The sequence below is a fragment of the uncultured Microbulbifer sp. genome, assembly GCF_913055755.1.
GTDB lineage: Bacteria > Pseudomonadota > Gammaproteobacteria > Pseudomonadales > Cellvibrionaceae > Microbulbifer.
This window is the reverse complement of the sequence record NZ_CAJXKH010000080.1, coordinates 1-18,359: the sequence shown is the minus strand read 5'-3', so window position 1 is coordinate 18,359 and position 18,359 is coordinate 1. Positions and strand designations below refer to the sequence as shown.

The 18,359-nt window shown below is 62.1% G+C and carries 18 protein-coding genes and 1 pseudogene; 9 read left to right on the top strand and 10 right to left on the bottom strand.

Translation table 11 applies throughout. From position 1 onward, the window contains the following. Positions 1–241: 241 nt before the first annotated feature. From QZ511_RS12935 to QZ511_RS12925, 3 genes are all read left to right on the top strand, one after another. On the top strand, positions 242–766 hold the full coding sequence (locus QZ511_RS12935) for a gamma carbonic anhydrase family protein (protein ID WP_295802965.1): 525 nt from the start codon (positions 242–244) through the stop codon (positions 764–766). A 175-nt stretch (positions 767–941) separates the two neighbouring features. Then, positions 942–2,192 carry a Zn-dependent hydrolase gene (locus tag QZ511_RS12930; protein WP_295802963.1) on the top strand — a complete coding sequence of 417 codons (1,251 nt, stop codon included), beginning with the start codon at positions 942–944 and terminating at the stop codon, positions 2,190–2,192. 208 nt (positions 2,193–2,400) lie between these two features. Continuing rightward, positions 2,401–3,312: a dimethylarginine dimethylaminohydrolase family protein gene (locus QZ511_RS12925; protein ID WP_295802962.1), complete on the top strand. Its 912-nt coding sequence runs from the start codon at positions 2,401–2,403 to the stop codon at positions 3,310–3,312. Between the two features lie 71 nt (positions 3,313–3,383). Here the strand turns inward: QZ511_RS12925 and QZ511_RS12920 are convergent, their stop codons facing one another. From QZ511_RS12920 to QZ511_RS12890, 7 genes are all read right to left on the bottom strand, one after another. Next, positions 3,384–3,785: a hypothetical protein gene (locus QZ511_RS12920; RefSeq protein ID WP_295802961.1), complete on the bottom strand. Its 402-nt coding sequence runs from the start codon at positions 3,783–3,785 to the stop codon at positions 3,384–3,386. Positions 3,786–4,046: 261 nt separating this feature from the next. Further along, positions 4,047–5,171 (bottom strand): 5-(carboxyamino)imidazole ribonucleotide synthase, encoded by a 1,125-nt coding sequence (locus QZ511_RS12915; RefSeq protein ID WP_295802960.1) that lies wholly within the window; start codon positions 5,169–5,171, stop codon positions 4,047–4,049. A gap of 33 nt (positions 5,172–5,204) precedes the next feature. Next, positions 5,205–5,696, bottom strand: coding sequence for a 5-(carboxyamino)imidazole ribonucleotide mutase (purE, locus tag QZ511_RS12910; RefSeq protein WP_295802959.1), 492 nt, complete (start codon positions 5,694–5,696; stop codon positions 5,205–5,207). A 310-nt stretch (positions 5,697–6,006) separates the two neighbouring features. Beyond that, positions 6,007–6,834, bottom strand: a complete 828-nt coding sequence (aroE, locus tag QZ511_RS12905) for a shikimate dehydrogenase (protein WP_295802958.1) — start codon at positions 6,832–6,834, stop codon at positions 6,007–6,009. Positions 6,835–6,893: 59 nt separating this feature from the next. Then, a complete protein-coding gene (locus QZ511_RS12900) occupies positions 6,894–7,334 on the bottom strand; it encodes a hypothetical protein (RefSeq protein WP_295802957.1) in 441 nt (146 codons plus the stop codon). A gap of 21 nt (positions 7,335–7,355) precedes the next feature. Next, positions 7,356–8,261 (bottom strand): oxygen-dependent coproporphyrinogen oxidase, encoded by a 906-nt coding sequence (gene hemF, locus QZ511_RS12895; RefSeq protein ID WP_295802956.1) that lies wholly within the window; start codon positions 8,259–8,261, stop codon positions 7,356–7,358. Positions 8,262–8,321: 60 nt separating this feature from the next. Further along, complete coding sequence (locus tag QZ511_RS12890; RefSeq protein ID WP_366935659.1) at positions 8,322–8,909, bottom strand: Sua5/YciO/YrdC/YwlC family protein; 588 nt, start codon at positions 8,907–8,909, stop codon at positions 8,322–8,324. A 173-nt stretch (positions 8,910–9,082) separates the two neighbouring features. Between QZ511_RS12890 and rrtA the strand changes: the two genes are divergently transcribed. Continuing rightward, on the top strand, positions 9,083–9,703 hold the full coding sequence (gene rrtA / locus QZ511_RS12885) for a rhombosortase (RefSeq protein ID WP_295802955.1): 621 nt from the start codon (positions 9,083–9,085) through the stop codon (positions 9,701–9,703). 29 nt (positions 9,704–9,732) lie between these two features. Here the strand turns inward: rrtA and QZ511_RS12880 are convergent, their stop codons facing one another. The 3 genes from QZ511_RS12880 to QZ511_RS12870 all read right to left on the bottom strand — a co-directional run bounded on the left by QZ511_RS12880 (position 9,733) and on the right by QZ511_RS12870 (position 13,309). After that, positions 9,733–10,866, bottom strand: a complete 1,134-nt coding sequence (locus tag QZ511_RS12880; RefSeq protein WP_295802954.1) for a PQQ-dependent sugar dehydrogenase — start codon at positions 10,864–10,866, stop codon at positions 9,733–9,735. A 47-nt stretch (positions 10,867–10,913) separates the two neighbouring features. Further along, positions 10,914–12,071: a DNA-processing protein DprA gene (gene dprA, locus QZ511_RS12875; protein WP_295802953.1), complete on the bottom strand. Its 1,158-nt coding sequence runs from the start codon at positions 12,069–12,071 to the stop codon at positions 10,914–10,916. Between the two features lie 170 nt (positions 12,072–12,241). Beyond that, on the bottom strand, positions 12,242–13,309 hold the full coding sequence (locus tag QZ511_RS12870) for a LysM peptidoglycan-binding domain-containing protein (protein WP_295802952.1): 1,068 nt from the start codon (positions 13,307–13,309) through the stop codon (positions 12,242–12,244). A 232-nt stretch (positions 13,310–13,541) separates the two neighbouring features. On the opposite strand from QZ511_RS12870, the gene def reads away from it, so the two are divergent. From def to QZ511_RS12845, 5 genes and pseudogenes are all read left to right on the top strand, one after another. Next, positions 13,542–14,048, top strand: coding sequence for a peptide deformylase (def, locus tag QZ511_RS12865; protein ID WP_295802951.1), 507 nt, complete (start codon positions 13,542–13,544; stop codon positions 14,046–14,048). 200 nt (positions 14,049–14,248) lie between these two features. Further along, a complete protein-coding gene (gene fmt, locus QZ511_RS12860) occupies positions 14,249–15,217 on the top strand; it encodes a methionyl-tRNA formyltransferase (RefSeq protein WP_295802950.1) in 969 nt (322 codons plus the stop codon). Beyond that, complete coding sequence (gene rsmB, locus QZ511_RS12855) at positions 15,210–16,523, top strand: 16S rRNA (cytosine(967)-C(5))-methyltransferase RsmB (RefSeq protein ID WP_295802949.1); 1,314 nt, start codon at positions 15,210–15,212, stop codon at positions 16,521–16,523. Before fmt ends, rsmB begins: the two co-directional genes overlap by 8 nt. A gap of 237 nt (positions 16,524–16,760) precedes the next feature. Further along, entirely contained in the window at positions 16,761–18,146 is a 1,386-nt protein-coding gene (gene trkA, locus QZ511_RS12850) for a Trk system potassium transporter TrkA (protein WP_295802948.1), read from the top strand. 16 nt (positions 18,147–18,162) lie between these two features. Further along, a pseudogene (locus QZ511_RS12845) lies at positions 18,163–18,359 on the top strand (potassium transporter); the annotation flags it as partial.

Below are 18,359 nucleotides of genomic sequence, written 5' to 3'. Positions count from 1 at the left end.
TCCACGATGGCCGGCTCGGCGAACATGGGCTTGATGCGATCGAATGGGGGCAGTACGGGAGACTCGAGCAGGGGGTTGGACCACGACGCGTCGGACATTGGCATTCCTTGTCGGCAAAGGGAAAAACAAACACACCCGACAGGCCACAGAGGGGGCCGTCGGGTTAACATATGCGCTGTATTTTAGTGGAAAGCCCTTCCGGAGGTCAGCCTTGTCCAGCCATGATTTACCCGCGCCGGTCCTGCGCAGCCATCGCGGCCACACCCCGAAGCTCAATCAGCGGGTGTATATCGATCCCCAGTGTACCGTGATCGGTGACGTGGAGCTGGGCGACGACGCTTCCGTGTGGCCCGGCGCCATTGTGCGGGGCGATATGCATCGCATCCGCATTGGTGCGCGCACCAGCGTGCAGGACGGGTCCGTGCTGCACATCACCCACGCCAGTGATTTCAATGAGGGGGGCTGGCCGCTGACCATCGGCGACGACGTCACCATCGGCCACAAGGCCTGCCTGCACGGCTGCACCGTGGGCAGCCGGGTACTGATCGGCATCGGCGCCATCGTGCTCGACGGCGCGGTAATCGAGGATGAGGTGGTGCTGGCGGCGGGTGCACTGGTGCCGCCGGGCAAGCGCCTGGAGAGTGGCTACCTGTACGTGGGTTCACCGGCGAAACAGGCGCGACCGCTGTCGGAAAAGGAAAAGAAATTCTTCACCTACACTGCCGGCAATTACGTAAAACTCAAGAACGAATATCTGGAGAAATAATCCAGCGCCTGCAGTTACTGCATTTCGAATCACCGGATTCCGCAGTATCAGCGCCTTCGCCCCGGCAGTTCGGCAATCAGCAGTTATTTGTGCGGGCAGAATTAAGGTTGTCATTTGTACTACACCTTGTACTAAACCTTAACGCACACAATAAAACCTGTAGCCGAACTGATTCATGACCGATTCCAGCCAACTGCGTATCAACGGCCAGCGCCTGTGGGACTCCCTGATGGAGATGGCCGCCATCGGCGCCACCGCAAAAGGCGGCTGCAACCGCCAGGCCCTCACCGACCTCGACAAACAGGGCCGCGACCTCTTCGTAAAATGGTGTGAAGACGCAGATTGCAGCGTCAGCTTCGACACCATGGGCAATATCTTCGCCCGCCGCGCGGGTAGCGGCTCTAAAAACGGGCCCGAGTTGCCACCTGTGCTCACCGGCTCTCACCTGGACACCCAGCCCACCGGCGGCAAGTTTGACGGCGTCTACGGCGTACTCGCCGGCCTCGAAGTCATCCGCACCCTCAATGAGAACCAGGTGGAAACCGAGGCGCCGCTGGAGGTAGCGGTGTGGACCAACGAGGAAGGCGCGCGTTTCTCCCCCGCCATGATCGGCTCCGGGGTGTGGAGCGGCGAGTTCGAGCAGGACTACGCCTACGCCCGCACAGACAAGGAGGGTAAAACCTTCGCTGAAGAACTGGCGCGCATCGGCTACCAGGGCGACACCCCGGCCAAGCCACGCCCCCTCACCGCCGCATTCGAAGTGCATATCGAACAGGGCCCCATCCTCGAAGCCGAAGAAAAACAGATCGGCGTATTGTCCGGCGTCCAGGGCATGAACTGGTACGACCTCACGCTGATCGGCCAACCCTGCCACGCCGGCCCCAGCCCCATGGAAGGCCGCCGCGACCCGTTCATGGGCCTGCAGCGCATCCTCGACCAGCTCTACCAGCTGGCCGCCGAACACGCTCCCTGGGCCCGAGTCACCTTCGGCGACATCCGCGCCGAACCCGGCAGCCGCAACACCGTGCCGGAAAAACTCATCCTCGCCGTCGACCTCCGCCACCCGGATCAGAAAACCCTCGACGCCATGGACCAGCGCTTCCGCGAGATCGCCGCCAGCGTCGCCAACGACACCGGCCTCGAACACCAGATCCGCGACGAATGGCGCTCCCCCGCCGTCGCCTTCGATTCCAGGTGCGTCGAAGCCGTGCGCAGTGCCGTCGCCGACCTCGGTTACAGCAACAAGGAAATGGTCTCCGGCGCCGGCCACGATTCCGTGTATATCTCCCGCGTCGCCCCTACCAGCATGATCTTCGTGCCCTGCGAAAAAGGGCTTTCCCATAACGAAGCGGAAAACGCGCAACCTGAAGATTTGGAAGCCGGCGCAAACGTGCTGCTGCACGCAATGCTGAAAGTGGCGAAGTAAGAACGACCAACGAAGCGCAAAACTCAGATGCTAAGCGGCTGATGCCGGTAAACCTTCGCGAGACCTTCGAAAACAGGGATGTTTTCGCAGAGCCCCCAGGGATGGGTTGAGGGGGGGCGCCTAGCCCGTGTCTCGCGAAGGTTTACCGGCAGCAGTCGCGCCACCGGACCGCAAACAGAGCTCCGACAAAAGATTCGAGAAAAGCACCATGACCGAATTTACCTACAAACACCGCAACGACAACGGCAACACCGCGCGCCTGGACAACTGGGGCATCGACTCCGAATACGGCGTGCTCACCGACCTGCTCGTCGGCCCCATCGACCACTACACCTGGCAGATGGGCAACGCCGCCAGCCGCCGCTCCGTGCGCCTCGGCCGCCAGTTCGACCCCGCCGTCGCCAGACGCCAGCACCAGGAAATGCTCGACGCCTACAAGCATGCCGGCGTCACCACCCACCTGCTGCCCGCCGACAGCAACCTCCCCTACCAGCTCTACGCCCGCGACAGCAGCGTCATGACCCCCTGGGGCCCCATCGTCACCCAGATGTACTCCCCCTGGCGCCGCGGCGAATGGGTCGACGTGATCAAAACCTACCAGCAACTCGACGTCCCCATTTACGACATCATCACCGCCGGCAGTTTAGAGGGCGGCGACTTCATGGTGCTCGAACCCGGTGTCATCCTCTGCGGTTACAGCGGTGAGCGCACCTCCCCCCAGGGCTTCCAGCAGATGAAAAGCTGGATCGAAAAAGAAGGCTGGGAAGTCAAAGGCTACCAGTTCGACCCCTACTTCCTGCACCTCGACGTACTCGTCGCCGCGCTCGCGGAAAAACTGGTCGCCGTATGTGTGGATGCGGTGGAGCCGGAACTGGTGCAGTGGTTCAAATCCCGCAACTTCGAGATCATCAACATCTCCTACCCGCAGGTGATGGAACTCGGCGTCAACGTCGTCGCCCTCGGCAACAACCGCGTGATGCTGCCCGCCGACAACACCGAACTGAAACTGAAATGCCGCGCTTACGGGCTGGAAGTGATCGACCCGGATATCTCCATGATCACCGCCGGCGGTGGCGGCGTGCACTGCATGTGCCAGCCACTGGCCAGGAAACCTGCCTAGAGTGCAGAGAAAGCAGCGAAAAATAAAAAGGGCGACCACTGGCCGCCCTTTTTATTTCGGTATTTTTTGATTTATTTTCCCTGCGCCCTGAGCCATCCGGACCCGGCGATACCGCCAGCGGCACAGGCCAGGATAATCACCAATGGGGTCAGGGTGCCCAGTCCCAGCGCACCCACACCGTAGCCCCGCATGGGCAACAGCACCAGCAGCATGATGCCAGCCGGTATCAGCGACAGCAGCACACCGCGGGTCATCCAGCTTTTCTGCCACGGCAACAGGAAAATCAGCCCGCAGATACCGCCCCACACCACACGTTGATAGATATAGGCATTGGACAGGTAGGGCGCGATATCGACGTGGAGGAAGCGGGTAAACCCGTAGTGGCCCATGGCCCAGAGCCCGAGCGCGTACGCCAGACCGGCGACACAGCCCGCGGCAAAACAAACAGAAAGGTTTTTAACAAAATCTCGCACCCATAACCCCCATCAAACTATTCCCAAGGAAAAACAAGGTATTGGAATAAATCGGCGTCAGTATGCCAGATCTCGGCACTGGGACCGCGGGCGGGTTTGGAATTTTCGGAAAAATTCGAAAAGGGTCGGGCACTTTTTTCGAAGCACCGAGCGCAATATGAAGGTGGCGATAGCGGGAAGAGCTTTAGAAGGTCTCCCAAAGCTCTCCCCGGTAGCGGTAGCGGCACCGCCACCGGACTATCTGTTGAGACGGGCTATATATTACGCAGGGCGTTTGGTTTCGCCGTAGAGTTCCTCGAGCATCGCATCGATATGTGCGGCCAGCGCTTCCTGGGTATCGTCCAGCAGGATCACATGGCCCATCTTGCGCCCCGGGCGCAGGCTCTTGCCATACAACCAGACACCATCATTGGCCAGGGCTGGCTGCTTGTCGACACCCAGCATATTGATCATCACCGCCGGGCGCGCCGCGTGGGTATCGCCCAGCTCCATGCCCAGAATTGCGCGCACATGGTTGGCAAACTGGCTGGTGTCCGCACCGGCTAAAGTCCAGTGGCCGCTGTTGTGTACCCGCGGTGCCAGTTCGTTGATCAGCAGGCCGTCGTCGGTGACGAAACACTCCATCGCCAGCACACCCACATAGTCCCAGGCGTTCATCAGGGTTGCCAGGTAGGTCTCAGCGGTATGCTGCAGCTCTTCGCTCACATGTGGCGCCGGTGCGGTGGACACCAGCAACGTGCCGTTGTAGTGGTCATTTTCCGCCAGCGGGTAGGTCACCACCTTTCCGTCCGCGGTGCGGGCACCGATCAGCGACACCTCGCGGGAGAAGTGGATGCCCTTCTCCACCACGTATTCCAACTCGGGCACATCGTTGACGATGGCAGCGAGGTCTTCATCGCTGTTAACCCGCCACTGGTTCTTGCCGTCGTAGCCGTGTTCACAGCTCTTGATAAACGACGGGTAACCCAGCTGTTTTACCGCTGCGCAGATCTCATCGTAATTGTTCGCCGGCAGGAAAGGCGCTACCGGAAGGCCGGCGGCGGTAATCGCGGTTTTCTCGCGCAGGCGGTGCTGGGTTTTTTCGAACGCGTCCGGGCGCGGGTACACCGGGCAGCACTGTTCCAGCGCGCGCAGCAGTTCGACAGGGACCCCTTCGCGCTCGGCGGTAATCACCTCGGGACTGCCCATCGCTTGGTAGAGCGCCGCGATATCGTCGCCGTCGCGCGCGTGCACGATGGTGCCGAGCCCTTCCACACAGGTGGTGTTCTCGTCGCCCTCGGCAAGGAAGCTGAATTCGATACCCAGCGGGCGGGCCTCCTGGGCCATCATCTGGGCCAGCTGGCCGCAGCCGACTATACCAACGCGCCTAACTTGACTGGCTGTCATTTCCGGTACACCTCTAAATTCAGCTTTACGGTTTTATTCAACTTCAAACGGAACGCCGGCGGTCTGATTCTCGCGCCAGGCTATCAGCCGCTGCTGCAGTTCCGCATCGGTCAGTGACAGCATCTGTGCCGCCATCAGGCCCGCGTTGTAGGCGCCGGACTGACCCACCGCCTGGGTGGCCACCGCCACGCCCTTGGGCATCTGTACAATCGACAGCAGGCTGTCCATCCCGGTCATGAATTTGCTCTCCACCGGCACACCGATAACCGGCAGCGGGGTCATCGCCGCGATCATACCCGGCAGGTGCGCCGAGCCACCGGCGCCGGCGATGATCACCTGGGTGCCGCGCTCGTGGGCATGGGTGGCGAACTCCACCAGCCGCTGCGGGGTGCGGTGGGCGGAGACTACGGCTGTGGCGAAGGGGACGTTCAGCTCGGTCAGCGGCAGCGTCGCCTTTTGCATGGTCGGCCAGTCAGATTGGGATCCCATCACGATGGTGACTTTTTCGAAGGGAATCTGTTTCACTTACTGTTCACTCCAGTATTGCAATAGCACCAGACTGGCGGGTTTCGCCACCGGTTCATTCAAGGGTAAGGTAACCGCCAGAGACAGCGTTATAGGTACTCGGAAATTGGCTTGGGGGACATCGACCTGGGGTAAATCCACGGCCGCCGACACCGTAAAATCGGGGCATCTCAGGCTGCCGTAGCGCGGGCCGCCCCGATAAGGGGCGTGAGGATACCAAAACTCAGCAAGAATGCACCCTGCGGGGCGATTTAGGGTCTTTTCGGTACGAAACTGGGTTGTACGGTCACTTTTCTGACGACCACCAGATTCATCCCGTGTGCTGCAGGCGCTCGCGCAGCGTCGACAACACGGGCGCCACCTGCGGGCGCACCCCGCGCCACAGGTAAAAGGATTCCGCCGCCTGTCCCACCAGCATACCCAGTCCGTCGGACACCTCCGCACCCAGGCCCGTCGCCCAGTGCATAAACGGTGTGGGCTGGGCGCCGTAGACCATATCGTAGGCGCGGCAGCCATCCGCCAGCGCGCGCGGTGACAGCGGTGGCAGTTCGCCGGACAGACTGGCGGCGCTGGCGTTGATGATCAGGTCGAAGCCGTCCGGCACCCCATCCAGCCCGCTGGCCGTGATACGGCCGTACTCCGAGAAATCCTGTGCAAGCTGTTGCGCCTTCTGCGCGGTGCGGTTGGCGATATGCAGCCGCGCGGGCTGTTCCTGTAACAGCGGCAACAGCGCACCGCGGGTGGCACCGCCGGCGCCCACAATCAGTACACTCCTGCCCTGAATGGTCCAGTCCAGGTGGTTTTTCAGATCCGCAACCAGGCCGGCGCCGTCGGTATTGTCCCCGAGTATGCGGCCATCGGGCTGCAGCGCCAGGGTGTTGACCGCACCCGCGGTTGTGGCGCGCTCGGTCAGCGTGTCGGCAAACTCGAAGGCATCCAGTTTGAACGGCACCGTGACATTCAGTCCGCGGCCACCCGCGCCAAAAAATTGCTGTGCCTGTTCGGCAAACTGCCCCAGCTCAACATATTTTTTTTCGTAGCGGATATCCTGCCCGGTCTGCGCGGCAAAAGCCGCGTGAATCTCCGGAGAACGGGACTGGGCGATGGGATTGCCGACCACGGCGTACAGATCTGTCACTAGGCGTCCTGCTTTTTATTGCTGTTGCGGATCATTGCTGTTGCGGGAGCTGGGTCGAATCAATGGGACTTCAAGTTGCGCAAACTCTCGCGGATGCGCGAGGTCTCGTCCACCGCAATCAAACCGTCAATTTTCAGCTCGCCCTCGAATTCGCACACGATATAGCGGGTCATGGCACTGTAAATCTGTCGCGGTTTTTCCCCGGAGGTATCCAGCAACACCCAGTTCAGGCTAGCCAGGCTGGTATTTTCATTCAGCTCGATCACATCGGTCACCGCGCCCACAATCTGGGTAACGCCGAGGCGCTCGTAGAGTCTCAATAATTTTTTTACCCGGCCGATAAAGTACCCGCGCTGCAGCGGGGATTTTTTGCCATCGGAAAAAAAGTAATGCAGCGGAAAACGAAAAAAATCGGCTATCTGTTCCGCGTCGCGGGCTTCGAACAGGCGACGGTATTCGAGAAATAGCTGGTTGATGTCTTCCAGACGGGCCTTGTGCATGGCGACTTCCTTTTTTAGCGCTTAGACCCAGTCTTTGTGGGGCAGAAAATCCGTGTACAGTTTTTCTTCCGGGCTGCCCGGTTGCGGGTGCCAGTCGTAGCGCCAGCGCACCTCGGAAGGCAGTGACATCAGGATGGACTCGGTACGCCCGCCGCTCTGCAGGCCGAATAAAGTACCGCGGTCGAACACCAGGTTGAATTCTACATAGCGGCCGCGACGGTACAGTTGGAAGTCGCGCTCGCGTTCGCCGTATTCGGCATCCTTGCGTTTTTTCAGGATCGGCAGGTAGGCGTCCAGATAGGAATTGCCCACGGCCTGCATAAAGGCAAAGGCATTTTCAAAGCCGCCCTCATTAAAATCGTCAAAAAACAGGCCGCCCACACCGCGCGCCTCATCCCGGTGTTTGAGATAGAAATACTCATCGCACCACTTCTTGAAACGCGGATAAACGTCTTCGCCGAACGGGGCGCAGGCGTCTTTCGCGGTCTGGTGCCAGTGCACCACATCTTCCTCGAAGCCGTAATACGGTGTCAGGTCATAGCCGCCGCCGAACCACCACACCGGCTCGGCGCCCTCTTTCTGCGCTACGAACAGTCGCACATTGGCATGGCTGGTGGGGGCGTAGGGGTTGCGTGGGTGAATCACCAGGCTGACCCCCATGGCCTCGAAAGAGCGCCCCGCCAGTTCCGGGCGCGCCGCGGTGGCGGATGGCGGCAAGGTGTCGCCGTGCACATGGGAGAAATTCCCCCCGCCCTTTTCGATTCCCCCGCCGTTTTCCAGCACCCGGGTGCGGCCGCCACCACCACCGGGGCGCTCCCACGCGTCTTCCATAAATTCCGCACCATCAACTTTGGACAGCTCCCCGCAGATGCGGTCCTGCAGATCCAGCAGATAGTCTTTCACGGCCTGGATATTTACTTCGGTCATGGGCAGCTCTTGTGATCGGGTGGGAAATTTTGCCGCGGCAGTCCCGCGGAAAGGTGCGCGTCAGCCGGCGCGGACGATGCGTCCGCTTACCAGCTCACGAATTTCGCTGGGGGCCCTGCGGCCGCCGGTATTGCCGCCGCCGACAAAATCCAGGGTGTCGCCAAAGTAGCGCAGCACCTGGAACTTGTGTCGCGCGGGCTGGCAGCCCCCGGGGTTGGCGGAGGTGGATACGATAGCACCACCGAAGGCGCGCGTTAATGCCGCGGTGAACGGGTGGTCGGTATGTCGCAAAGCCACGCTGTGGTGGATGCCGGATACCCAGGGGGGAACCTGGTCAAAATGCGGCACCAGCCAGGTCACCGGTCCGGGCCAGGTTTCGTCGATGCGCGCGCGCTGGTCACCGGTGAGATTGTGCAGCAGCGGGTCGAAATGGTGCTGGTCGCCGGATACCAGGATCAGGCCCTTTTCCATCGGCCGGCGCTTCAGCCGCAGCAGCCGGGCGACCGCGTCGGGATTGTTGGGATCGCAGGCGAGCCCCCACACGGACTCGGTGGGGTGGGCGATTACCCCGCCACTGGCCAGTGCGCGCACGGCGCTGGCAATCGACATACCCCAGCGGTGCGGGGTCGGGAAGTTTTGTTCTGGCAAGGGTCAGGACTCTTTCTGGGTCTTGATCGGTCAGTTCGGGATGCGCGGAATCTAGCGAATAGTAGCAGTCCAGACAAGTTCGGATGCGCTGCTGTCGCCGCAGGCAACAGTGGCCACTTTCACCCGAATTGTGGGATACTGCACAATAATTAATCAGAACCAGAACTCTCTCGATGCCACCTTCGTCGCGTTTCAAGAATCAGGGCCTCGGCGGGCCGCTGCTGCTGTTTGCACTGCTCGCAATCTGCTGGCTGGCTGGCCGCTGGCTGACACCGCTGCTGGAATTCGACCGCACCGCTATCGCCAGTCGCGAATGGTGGCGCCTGCTCAGCGGCCACCTGCCCCACACCAACCTGCAGCACCTGCTGTTGAACTGCGCCGGCCTGTTGCTGCTGTGGATTTTGCACGGCCTGCACTACCGCCCCTGGCAGTTCCTCGCCGCTACCGCCGCGGTGGCCCTGGGTACCGGGGCGGGCCTGTGGTTTTTCTCTCCACAGACGGAGGTCTACCTGGGGCTCTCCGGTGTGCTGCACGGATTGATCATATGGGGAGGATTCCTGGATATCCGCGCGCTGTGGCGGACCGGTTACCTGCTGGTGGCCGGAACCTGGATCAAGGTGGGATTTGAGCAGTTTTACGGCGCCAGCGAAGCCACCGCGCAACTGATCGACGCTGCGGTTGCAGTGGATGGGCACCTGTGGGGGGCGGTGGCGGGCACCGTCCTCGGGCTCGGCGTCATTGCCCTGCCGTGGCCGCGGAAGCAACACCGCAGAACCTCGGCGACGGCCTCCTAGGCCGCCACCGTCACGGGATTTCTCCGCGCTCAGCCCCGATAGGAAACCCGGTAGATCACGCCGGCGTAATCGTCGGATACCAGCACCGCGCCGTCGGGCATCACCAGTAGGTCCACCGGGCGCCCCCAGCTCTCCTGCCCCTGTAGCCAGCCGTCGATAAACGGTTCATAGGACGTGGCTTCCCCTTTTTCATTCAGGGTCACCTGCATAACCCGATAGCCGATTTTCTCACTGCGATTCCAGGAACCGTGCTCGGCAATCAACAGCCGGTTTTGGTACTCCGTGGGAAACTGGCTGCCGGTATAGAACTTCACACCCAGCGGCGCGACGTGCGGGCCCAGTTTCTGTACCGGTGGCACATAAGCGCTGCAGCTTTTGCCCTCGCCAAATTCCGGATCGAGGATGTCGCCGCCGTGGCAATAAGGAAAGCCGAAATGCATCCCGGCTTTGGCGGCGCGGTTCAGCTCACAGGGCGGGATATCGTCACCCAGCAGGTCGCGGCCATTGTCGGTAAACCACAACTCCCGCGTTTGCGGGTGCCAGGCAAAGCCGACGGTATTGCGCACGCCTTCTGCCCAGGTTTCGGTTGCAACGACCCGGTCACCCTCGATTTTCAGGCGCTGGATATTGGCGTAGCCGGCTTCATCGCAGATATTGCACGGCGCACCTATCGGGACATACAGCCAGCCGTCGGGGCCGAAGGCAATGTACTTCCAGCCGTGGTGCTTGTCCGGAAACTGTTCGCTAATGGTCACCGGTGCGGGCGGATTGTCGAGACGGGATTCGATATCGTCGAGCCGCAGGATACTGGTCACCGCGCTCACGTAGAGATCACCCTCCCTGAACGCGACCCCGGTGGGCTGTTTGAGGCCATCGGCAATGACGCGCACGCGGTCCGCCTTGTGATCGCCGTCGTCATCGCTGATGGCGTACACCTTGCCCGCGTGGCGGGAACCGACAAACAGTGTTCCCCGATCGCCCAGGGCCATATGCCGGGCGTTGGGCACGTCGCGAGCGTAGACCTCGACCTTGAAACCCTCTGGCAGGTTGAGCTTGTCGAGAAAAACTTCGCCTTTTTCCGCTGCCGGGGTAGCGGCGGATAGCGCCAGCAAGGTGGCGCCGGCAACCAGCGGGCGCAGGATCGCAGGTACGGGCAGGACCATGGTGTGACTCCGCGGAAATTCCAGGAATCACGGTAGCGACTTTTGTTTCAGTCGGCCAGCGCGATCAGGGTTTGCGCGCCGCTGCCGGTCAGCTGGTAACCGCCGGGCAGCTGCTCTACCAGCCCTTCCAGTTCCAGTTGCAGCAGGCTCGCCATCAACTCGCCGGTCTCGCCACCGGTATCCCGTGCCAGCTGCTCGATGCTGCGCGGGTCGCCACCCAGGGCGCGCACGATGGTCTGCTGTTCCGGCGGCAAGGAAGGCGACAGCAAATCCGCCGGCTCCGCAAACAGGCCCGCCTGCTGCCCGCAGCCTGCGAGCATTCCCCCCAGCTGTTCGACGATATCGCCACTGGTTTCCACCAGGGTGGCGCCCTCGCGGATCATGCGATGACAACCGCGCGCCATGGGGTTGTGGATGGAACCGGGGATCGCGAACACCTCGCGATTCTGCTCAAGCGCCAGTCGCGCGGTAATCAGGGAACCGGAACGCACCGCTGCCTCCACCAGCAGCACGCCCAGGCTGAGGCCGGAAATAATGCGGTTGCGGCGGGGAAAGTTGCCCGCCTCCGGCGCGGTGCCCAGGGGCATTTCACTGATGATGGCGCCGCCGCCAGCAAGTATCTGCTCCGCCAGTACAACATTGCGCAGAGGATAGTAGCGGTCGACGCCGGTGCCGAGCACTGCCACGGTTTTTCCCTCGGCGCGCAACGCGCCCCGGTGTGCGGCGGCATCGACCCCCAGGGCCAGGCCGGAGGTGATCGCAAACCCCGCGGCGGCAAGGTCACAGGAGAAGGCCTCGGCATTGTCGAGTCCCGCGCGGCTGGCGCGGCGCGCGCCGACCACCGCCACCTGCGGCAGCGCCAGGTTTCCGGGGTCACCGGCGACGTAGAGCACCGGCGGCGGGCGGTGGATTTCCCGCAGCAGCGCGGGATAGTTTTGGTCTTCGTAGTGCAGCAGGTAGATACACTGCTCGGCACAGCGCTCGCGCTCGGCCAGCGCCCACTGCCCAAGCTCGCCGTTTGTGCCACAGCGCTGGTATTCCGCCAGCTGCGCGCGGGCGCGATCGGGAAGTTTGCGGGTGAGGTTTTCGGGAGGTTGCTGCAGCGCGGCCTCGGCGGAGCCGAATCGCTCGATCAGCTGCCAGTAGCTCGCGGGGCCGAGGCCTTCAAGCCTCAAAAGAGTCAGAGAAGCGGTCAGCGCATCCATGCGATTTACCGATTGATTCTATTTTTTTTGAAATACAGCAGATTAAAAAGACGTTCCGTTAGAGGGGCTGATCATTTTGCCAGGGAGCCTCTGTAAAACGTAGCGAGCGGGTGGCTGGCGGTGTCCGCAGGACGCCGCCAGCCGCACGTGCATTAGTTTTTCAGCCGCTCCTAGGGGTTGCGCACCAGATCCATTACTGCCAGCGGCTTGTCCGCTTCCAGTACCAGCGCCAGGCTCATTTTCTCGAAGCTGCGGAACACCATCATCACCCCGGCGCGCTCGTCCGGCAGCTTGACGCTCTCGCGGGCGATGCGGTCGCGCACGGTAGCGCCGCGCTTGTAGATGGCGAGCACGTGGCCGGGCTGCAGACCTTCACGCAGGCCGCGGTTAATGGCCACCACGTCGTATTTGGCAACCTGGGTGACACCCTCTTCCACGCCGAGAATTACACCCTCCACCGGTACCGCGGGTGCGCCGGGCTGGAACAGTGCGGCAATGGCGCGTTCTTCCACCGGCAGCAGGCGGTCTTCCAGGCGGATATCGCGGGAGGTGCGGGTCACATCCAGGGTGGCGACGGCGTATTCGCGGTTGGCGTTATCCGCATCCAGCTGGCGCAGGTCCACGGAACCCACATCCAGGGCCTGCTGGCCCAGGTGCTCACCGGTGAAGGGATCGGCGTACACCGGACCCGGGCGGTAGATGCCGTAGGACGGCAGCGGCTCGCGGAAGTCGCCGCGGGCGTAGATTTTCTCGCCGGCACCCATCAGGATGCGCTGGTCCTGGCCGGAGATCACGTAGGGCACGCCTTCGAAGGCATTCGGGCCGACGATGCGGGTGCGGGACAAGAAGGCGTTGATCGCATCCAGCGGAATCGCCGGGATTGCGGAACCGATGGGCTCGCGGCGCACCGAGGGGCCGAGGCGATTGTCGCTGGCCGGGGACAACCGGTAGGCACTGGGTGCGCGCTCCAGTTCGAGGCGCGGCTGGCCGTCGATGTAGACCAGGTTGAGGCGGTCGCCGGGGTAGATCAGGTGGGGGTTTTCAACCTGGGGGTTTACCTGCCAGATTTCCGGCCAGTACCAGGGCTGGGAGAGGAATTGCCCGGAGATGTCCCACAGGGTGTCGCCTTTCTGTACCACGTAGGTATCCGGATGGTCGGGATTGAGACGCACATCTTGCGCCTGAATGCCGAAGGTCGCCAATAGGGTTGCGGCGGCGGCCAGGATTATTTTTTTCATGGAAGCATTCCTATGCTTTATATCGCCAGCGCTATCGCTGGGCCTTTATATCGCTATAATCTCACAGCGCTGCACCGGGCTCGGTTGATGCCGCCGGTACATGGGGCATAACTGGCGCCGGCTGGCACATTTGCCATTGTGCGGAATTCGCCCCCCAAGCAGCAAATTTCAAGCGCGATCATTATGTTATCAGCGCAAGTTCCACTAAGACTAGAAGTTTGTCACAGGTGTTATGGCCAAACTGGAAATCCTAGAGTTCCCCGATCCCCGTCTGCGCAAGGTGGCTGAGGCCGTTGCGGAGGTGTCTGATGAGCACCGCACGCTGATCGAGGATATGTTCGAGACCATGTATGAGGCGCCGGGTGTTGGCCTGGCGGCGACCCAGGTGAATGTGCACGAACGCATTGTGGTGATCGATGTGTCGGAGGATCAGAGTGAGCCGCTGGTGATGATCAATCCGGAGGTCGAGGTGCTCGATCCGGAGATCCACAAGTACGATGAGGGCTGCCTGTCGGTACCCGGGTTCTACGAGAGTGTGGAGCGCCCGCGCAAAATTCGCCTGAAGGCGCTGGATCGCAATGGCGAAGCCTATGCGCTGGAGGCCGAGGGCCTGCTGGCGGTCTGCATCCAGCACGAGATCGACCATCTCGACGGCAAGCTGTTCGTGGATTACATCTCGCCACTGAAGCGCAACCGTATTCGCTCCAAGCTGGAAAAGGCGCATCGCCAGAAGGCCTGACGTTGTTCTGAAGCAGGCGCGGTGGCGCCGGGATACCGGGTGTGGGTTTTCAGGACCGCTGTAAACCCATCCCTGGGCGCTTCGGCGCAAACATCCTGTTTGCGACGATCCTGAAAACCCACACCCGGCACCCCGACTTAAAGTCACACTCCCGCACTCTATAGCTGCACCCCTTACCCAAATTGATCCGTACTTCCGTTATGAGCCTGAACATCATTTTTGCCGGCACCCCCGACTTCGCCGCCGTACACCTGCAAGCCCTGCTCGACAGCGAACACAAGGTGGTCGCCGTCTACAGCCAGCCGGACCGCCCCGCCGGGCGCGGCAAGAAACTGCTGGCGAGTCCGGTGAAACAGCTGGCGCTGGAACACGATATTCCGGTGTACCAGCCGCTATCGCTGCGGGATGAGGCCGCGCAGCAGGAGCTGGCGGCGCTGAACGCGGATGTGATGGTGGTGGTGGCCTACGGCCTGATCCTGCCGCAGGCGGTGCTGGATACCCCGCGCCTCGGCTGTGTGAATGTACACGCCTCGTTATTACCTCGCTGGCGCGGAGCGGCGCCGATCCAGCGCGCGGTGGAGGCCGGCGATGCCGAGAGCGGCGTGGCGATCATGCAGATGGAGGCGGGGCTGGATACCGGGCCGGTGCTGGTGGAAGTGCGCACGCCCATTGGCCAGCGCGAGACCGGCGGCAGCCTGCACGACAAGCTGGCGCAGCTGGGCGGGCCGGCGCTGCTGAAGGCTCTGGGTCAGCTGGAAACCGGCACCGCCGAGCCAAAAATACAGGATCACGAGCACGCCAATTACGCCGCCAAGATCAGTAAAGAGGAAGCCCGGATCGACTGGCAGCGCCCGGCGGCGGAGCTGGAAAGATTGGTGCGGGCGTTCAATCCGTTCCCGGTATGCTGGACCGGGTACGCCGACAGCAAGGGCAAACCCCAGCGCCTGCGGGTGTATGCGGCCAAACATGAGCAGGGCTGTCACACCGATATGCCCGGCACCATTCTCGGTGCCGACGACGAGGGTATTCTGGTGGCCTGCGGCCGCGAGGCGCTGCGCCTGACGCAACTACAATTGCCGGGCAAGAAAGCCCTGCCGGTGGCGGAAATCCTCAAGGGCTACCGCGACCTGTTCGCCCCGGGCACCCAGTTAGGCCAGACCGATGAATGATCCGAGAGCGCTGGCGGCGCGCGTTATCGCCCGCCTGCAGGACGACCGCGGCTCGCTGCAGCGACTGCTGCCGTGGGCGGAAAAACAGGTGGATGAGAAAGATCGCGCGCTGCTGCGCGAGCTGTGTTACGGCACCGCGCGCTTTGCGCCGCGACTGGAACTGATCCTCGGTAAACTGTCGCGAAAGCCGGTCAAAGACGGAGAACTGGCGGCACTGATGCTGGTGGGCCTGTACCAGCTGGAGTACACCCGCGTCCCCGATCACGCCGCCATTGCCGCCACCGTCGAGGCCGCCCGCGCCCTCAAGCTGGGCCACGCCACCGGCGTGGTGAACGGCGTGTTACGCAACAGCCTGCGCAATAAGGAAGCACTTACTCGCAAGCTCTCCGGCAACCCCCAGTTCAGCTCCGCCCATCCCGCCTGGCTGCAGCAAGCCATTAAAGCCGCCTGGGGCGAAGACGCCAGAACCATCTTCACCGCCAACAACAGCAACCCGCCGATGACCCTGCGGGTGAATGTGAGCAAGAGCAGCCGCAGCGACTACCTGCAGCAGCTCAGCGACGCCGGCATCGCCGCCACTCCCTGCGAATTTGCCGCATCCGGCATCACCCTCGAACAGCCGCTCGCGGTAAGCAAACTGCCCGGCTTCGACCGGGGGCTGGTCAGCGTGCAGGACGAATCCGCGCAATTGGCCGCACAGCTGCTGGCGCCGCAAGCCGGCGAAAAAGTCCTCGACGCCTGCGCCGCCCCCGGCGGCAAAACCTGTCACCTGCTCGAGCTGCAACCGGACCTGAACCTGACCGCACTGGATGTAGAAGAGGAGCGCCTCGACCGCGTGATCGAAAACCTCGAGCGCATCGGCGCCGGCGCCGAAATCATCTGCGCCGACGCCGCCGAGCCGGAACACTGGTGGGATGGCGAACAGTACGACCGCATCCTCCTCGACGCCCCCTGCTCCGCCACCGGCGTCATCCGCCGCAACCCGGACATCAAACTGCTGCGCCGCGCCGAGGACATCCCCGAACTCGCTGCCCTGCAAGGCAAAATCCTGCGCGCAATGTGGCGCCTGCTTAAACCCGGTGGCACCCTGCTCTACGCAACCTGTTCCATACTCCCGGAGGAAAACAGCGCTCAGGTGGCGCGTTTCGTTGCGGAGACAGGGGATGCGAGGGACAATACCCCGCAGTTACTGAATGAAAAGCCCTGGGGACAGCCGCAGGAAGCGGGTATGCAATTGCTGCCAGGTATCCATGGGGGCGATGGCTTCTATTACGCGAAGCTGGAAAAACTGGTCCCAGAAAGTTAACCCTGGAACTGGTAAACACCGTCACTTACGAAGTGGCAATGTAAAAATTGAAGTCCGGGTGCCGGGTGGAGGTTTTCAGGAGCGTCGGCAACAGGGATGTTGCCGACGCAGCGTACAGGGACGTATTCACAGCGGTCCTGAAAACCTCCACCCGGCAGTCGGGCGCCACCGCAACAGCAACAGAGCTCCAGCGGGTATGGCACAAAGGCCAATCAATAACAGGCCAGCAATACAGATATGAAAATCATTATTCTCGGCGCCGGCCAGGTCGGTGGATCACTGGCGGAAAGCCTGGCTTCGGAACGCAACGACATTGTTCTGGTAGACAGCGACGAGAAAACCCTGCGGGAACTGCGCGACCGCATCGATATCGGCGTGGTCCACGGCCACGCATCCCACCCGGACATCCTCAAGGACGCCGGCATCGAAGACGCCGACATCCTGGTAGCCGTCACCAACAACGACGAAACCAACATGGCCGCGTGCCAGATCGCCCACTCCCTGTTCCGGGTCACCACCAAAATCGCCCGCGTGCGCGCCGCCGCCTACCTGCAGTACCCAGAACTGTTTTCCACCGAATCCATTCCCATCGACGTACTCATCAGCCCCGAGCAGATCGTCTCCGAATATGTCTCGCGCCTGATCGAACACCCGGGCGCACTGCAGGTACTCGACTTCGCCGATGGCCGCGTGCAGCTGGTAGCGGTGCGCGCCATTCAGGGCGGACCGCTGGTCGGCCACCAGCTGCGCTACCTGCGCGAGCACATGCCCAAGGTCGACACCCGCGTCGCCGCCATCTACCGCCGCAACAGCCCCATCATTCCCCAGGGCTCCACCGTCATCGAAGCCGGCGACGAAGTCTTCTTCATCGCCGCCAAACAGGACATTCGCGCAGTAATGAGCGAGCTGCGGCGGCTGGAGCACGGCTACAAACGCATCACCATTGCCGGCGGTGGCAATATCGGCCTGCGCCTCGCGCACAAGCTGGAAAACCGCTACTCGGTAAAAATCATCGAGCAGGACCACGACCGCTGTATCTTCCTGTCCGAGGAACTCACTAACTGCATCGTGCTCCACGGCAGCGCCTCCGACCAGGATCTGCTGCTGGAAGAAAACATCGAAGATACCGACGTATTCCTCGCCCTCACCAACGACGACGAGGCCAATATCATGTCCTCGCTGCTGGCCAAACGGCTGGGGGCGCGCAAGGTGATGACCCTGATCAACAACCCCGCCTACGTTGACCTGGTGCAGGGCGGCGAGATCGACATCGCCATATCGCCACAACAGAACACCATCGGCAGCCTGCTCACCCACGTGCGCAGGGGCGATATGGTCAATGTGCACTCCCTGCGCCGCGGCGCCGCCGAGGCCATCGAAGTGATCGCTCACGGCGACAGCCGCACCTCCAAGGTGGTGGGTAGAAAGATCGAGGATATCGACCTGCCGGAGGGCGCCGCCATCGGCGCCATCGTTCGCGAAAGGGATGGCGAGAGCCAGGTGCTGATCGCCCACGACAACATCATCGTCGAGTCCGACGATCACGTCATCGTATTCCTGGTGGACCGCCGCCACACCCGCCACGTGGAACAGCTGTTCCAGGTCGGCTTCAGTTTCTTCTGACGGGCGGATTTAAACCATGCGACTGGCAGTCATAGCGCGGGTATTCGGCATTCTGCTCACAGTGTTCAGCCTGACACTGCTGCCGCCCATCGGCGTGTCGCTGTGGTACGGCGACGGTACCCACACCGCATTCGGTATCGCCTTTGCCATTACCCTGATCACCGGCCTGTTTATGTGGCTGCCGGTACACGATCTCAAACAGGACCTGCGTAC

Coding starts and splice junctions, on each gene's coding strand:
- QZ511_RS12930 (WP_295802963.1), top strand. CDS start 942: ATGACCGATTCCAGCCAACTGCGTATCAACGGCCAGCGCCTGTGGGAC.
- QZ511_RS12925 (WP_295802962.1), top strand. CDS start 2,401: ATGACCGAATTTACCTACAAACACCGCAACGACAACGGCAACACCGCG.
- QZ511_RS12915 (WP_295802960.1), bottom strand. CDS start 5,171: ATGACAGCCAGTCAAGTTAGGCGCGTTGGTATAGTCGGCTGCGGCCAG.
- QZ511_RS12900 (WP_295802957.1), bottom strand. CDS start 7,334: ATGCACAAGGCCCGTCTGGAAGACATCAACCAGCTATTTCTCGAATAC.
- hemF (WP_295802956.1), bottom strand. CDS start 8,261: ATGACCGAAGTAAATATCCAGGCCGTGAAAGACTATCTGCTGGATCTG.
- rrtA (WP_295802955.1), top strand. CDS start 9,083: ATGCCACCTTCGTCGCGTTTCAAGAATCAGGGCCTCGGCGGGCCGCTG.
- QZ511_RS12880 (WP_295802954.1), bottom strand. CDS start 10,866: ATGGTCCTGCCCGTACCTGCGATCCTGCGCCCGCTGGTTGCCGGCGCC.
- dprA (WP_295802953.1), bottom strand. CDS start 12,071: ATGGATGCGCTGACCGCTTCTCTGACTCTTTTGAGGCTTGAAGGCCTC.
- QZ511_RS12870 (WP_295802952.1), bottom strand. CDS start 13,309: ATGAAAAAAATAATCCTGGCCGCCGCCGCAACCCTATTGGCGACCTTC.
- def (WP_295802951.1), top strand. CDS start 13,542: ATGGCCAAACTGGAAATCCTAGAGTTCCCCGATCCCCGTCTGCGCAAG.
- fmt (WP_295802950.1), top strand. CDS start 14,249: ATGAGCCTGAACATCATTTTTGCCGGCACCCCCGACTTCGCCGCCGTA.
- rsmB (WP_295802949.1), top strand. CDS start 15,210: ATGAATGATCCGAGAGCGCTGGCGGCGCGCGTTATCGCCCGCCTGCAG.
- trkA (WP_295802948.1), top strand. CDS start 16,761: ATGAAAATCATTATTCTCGGCGCCGGCCAGGTCGGTGGATCACTGGCG.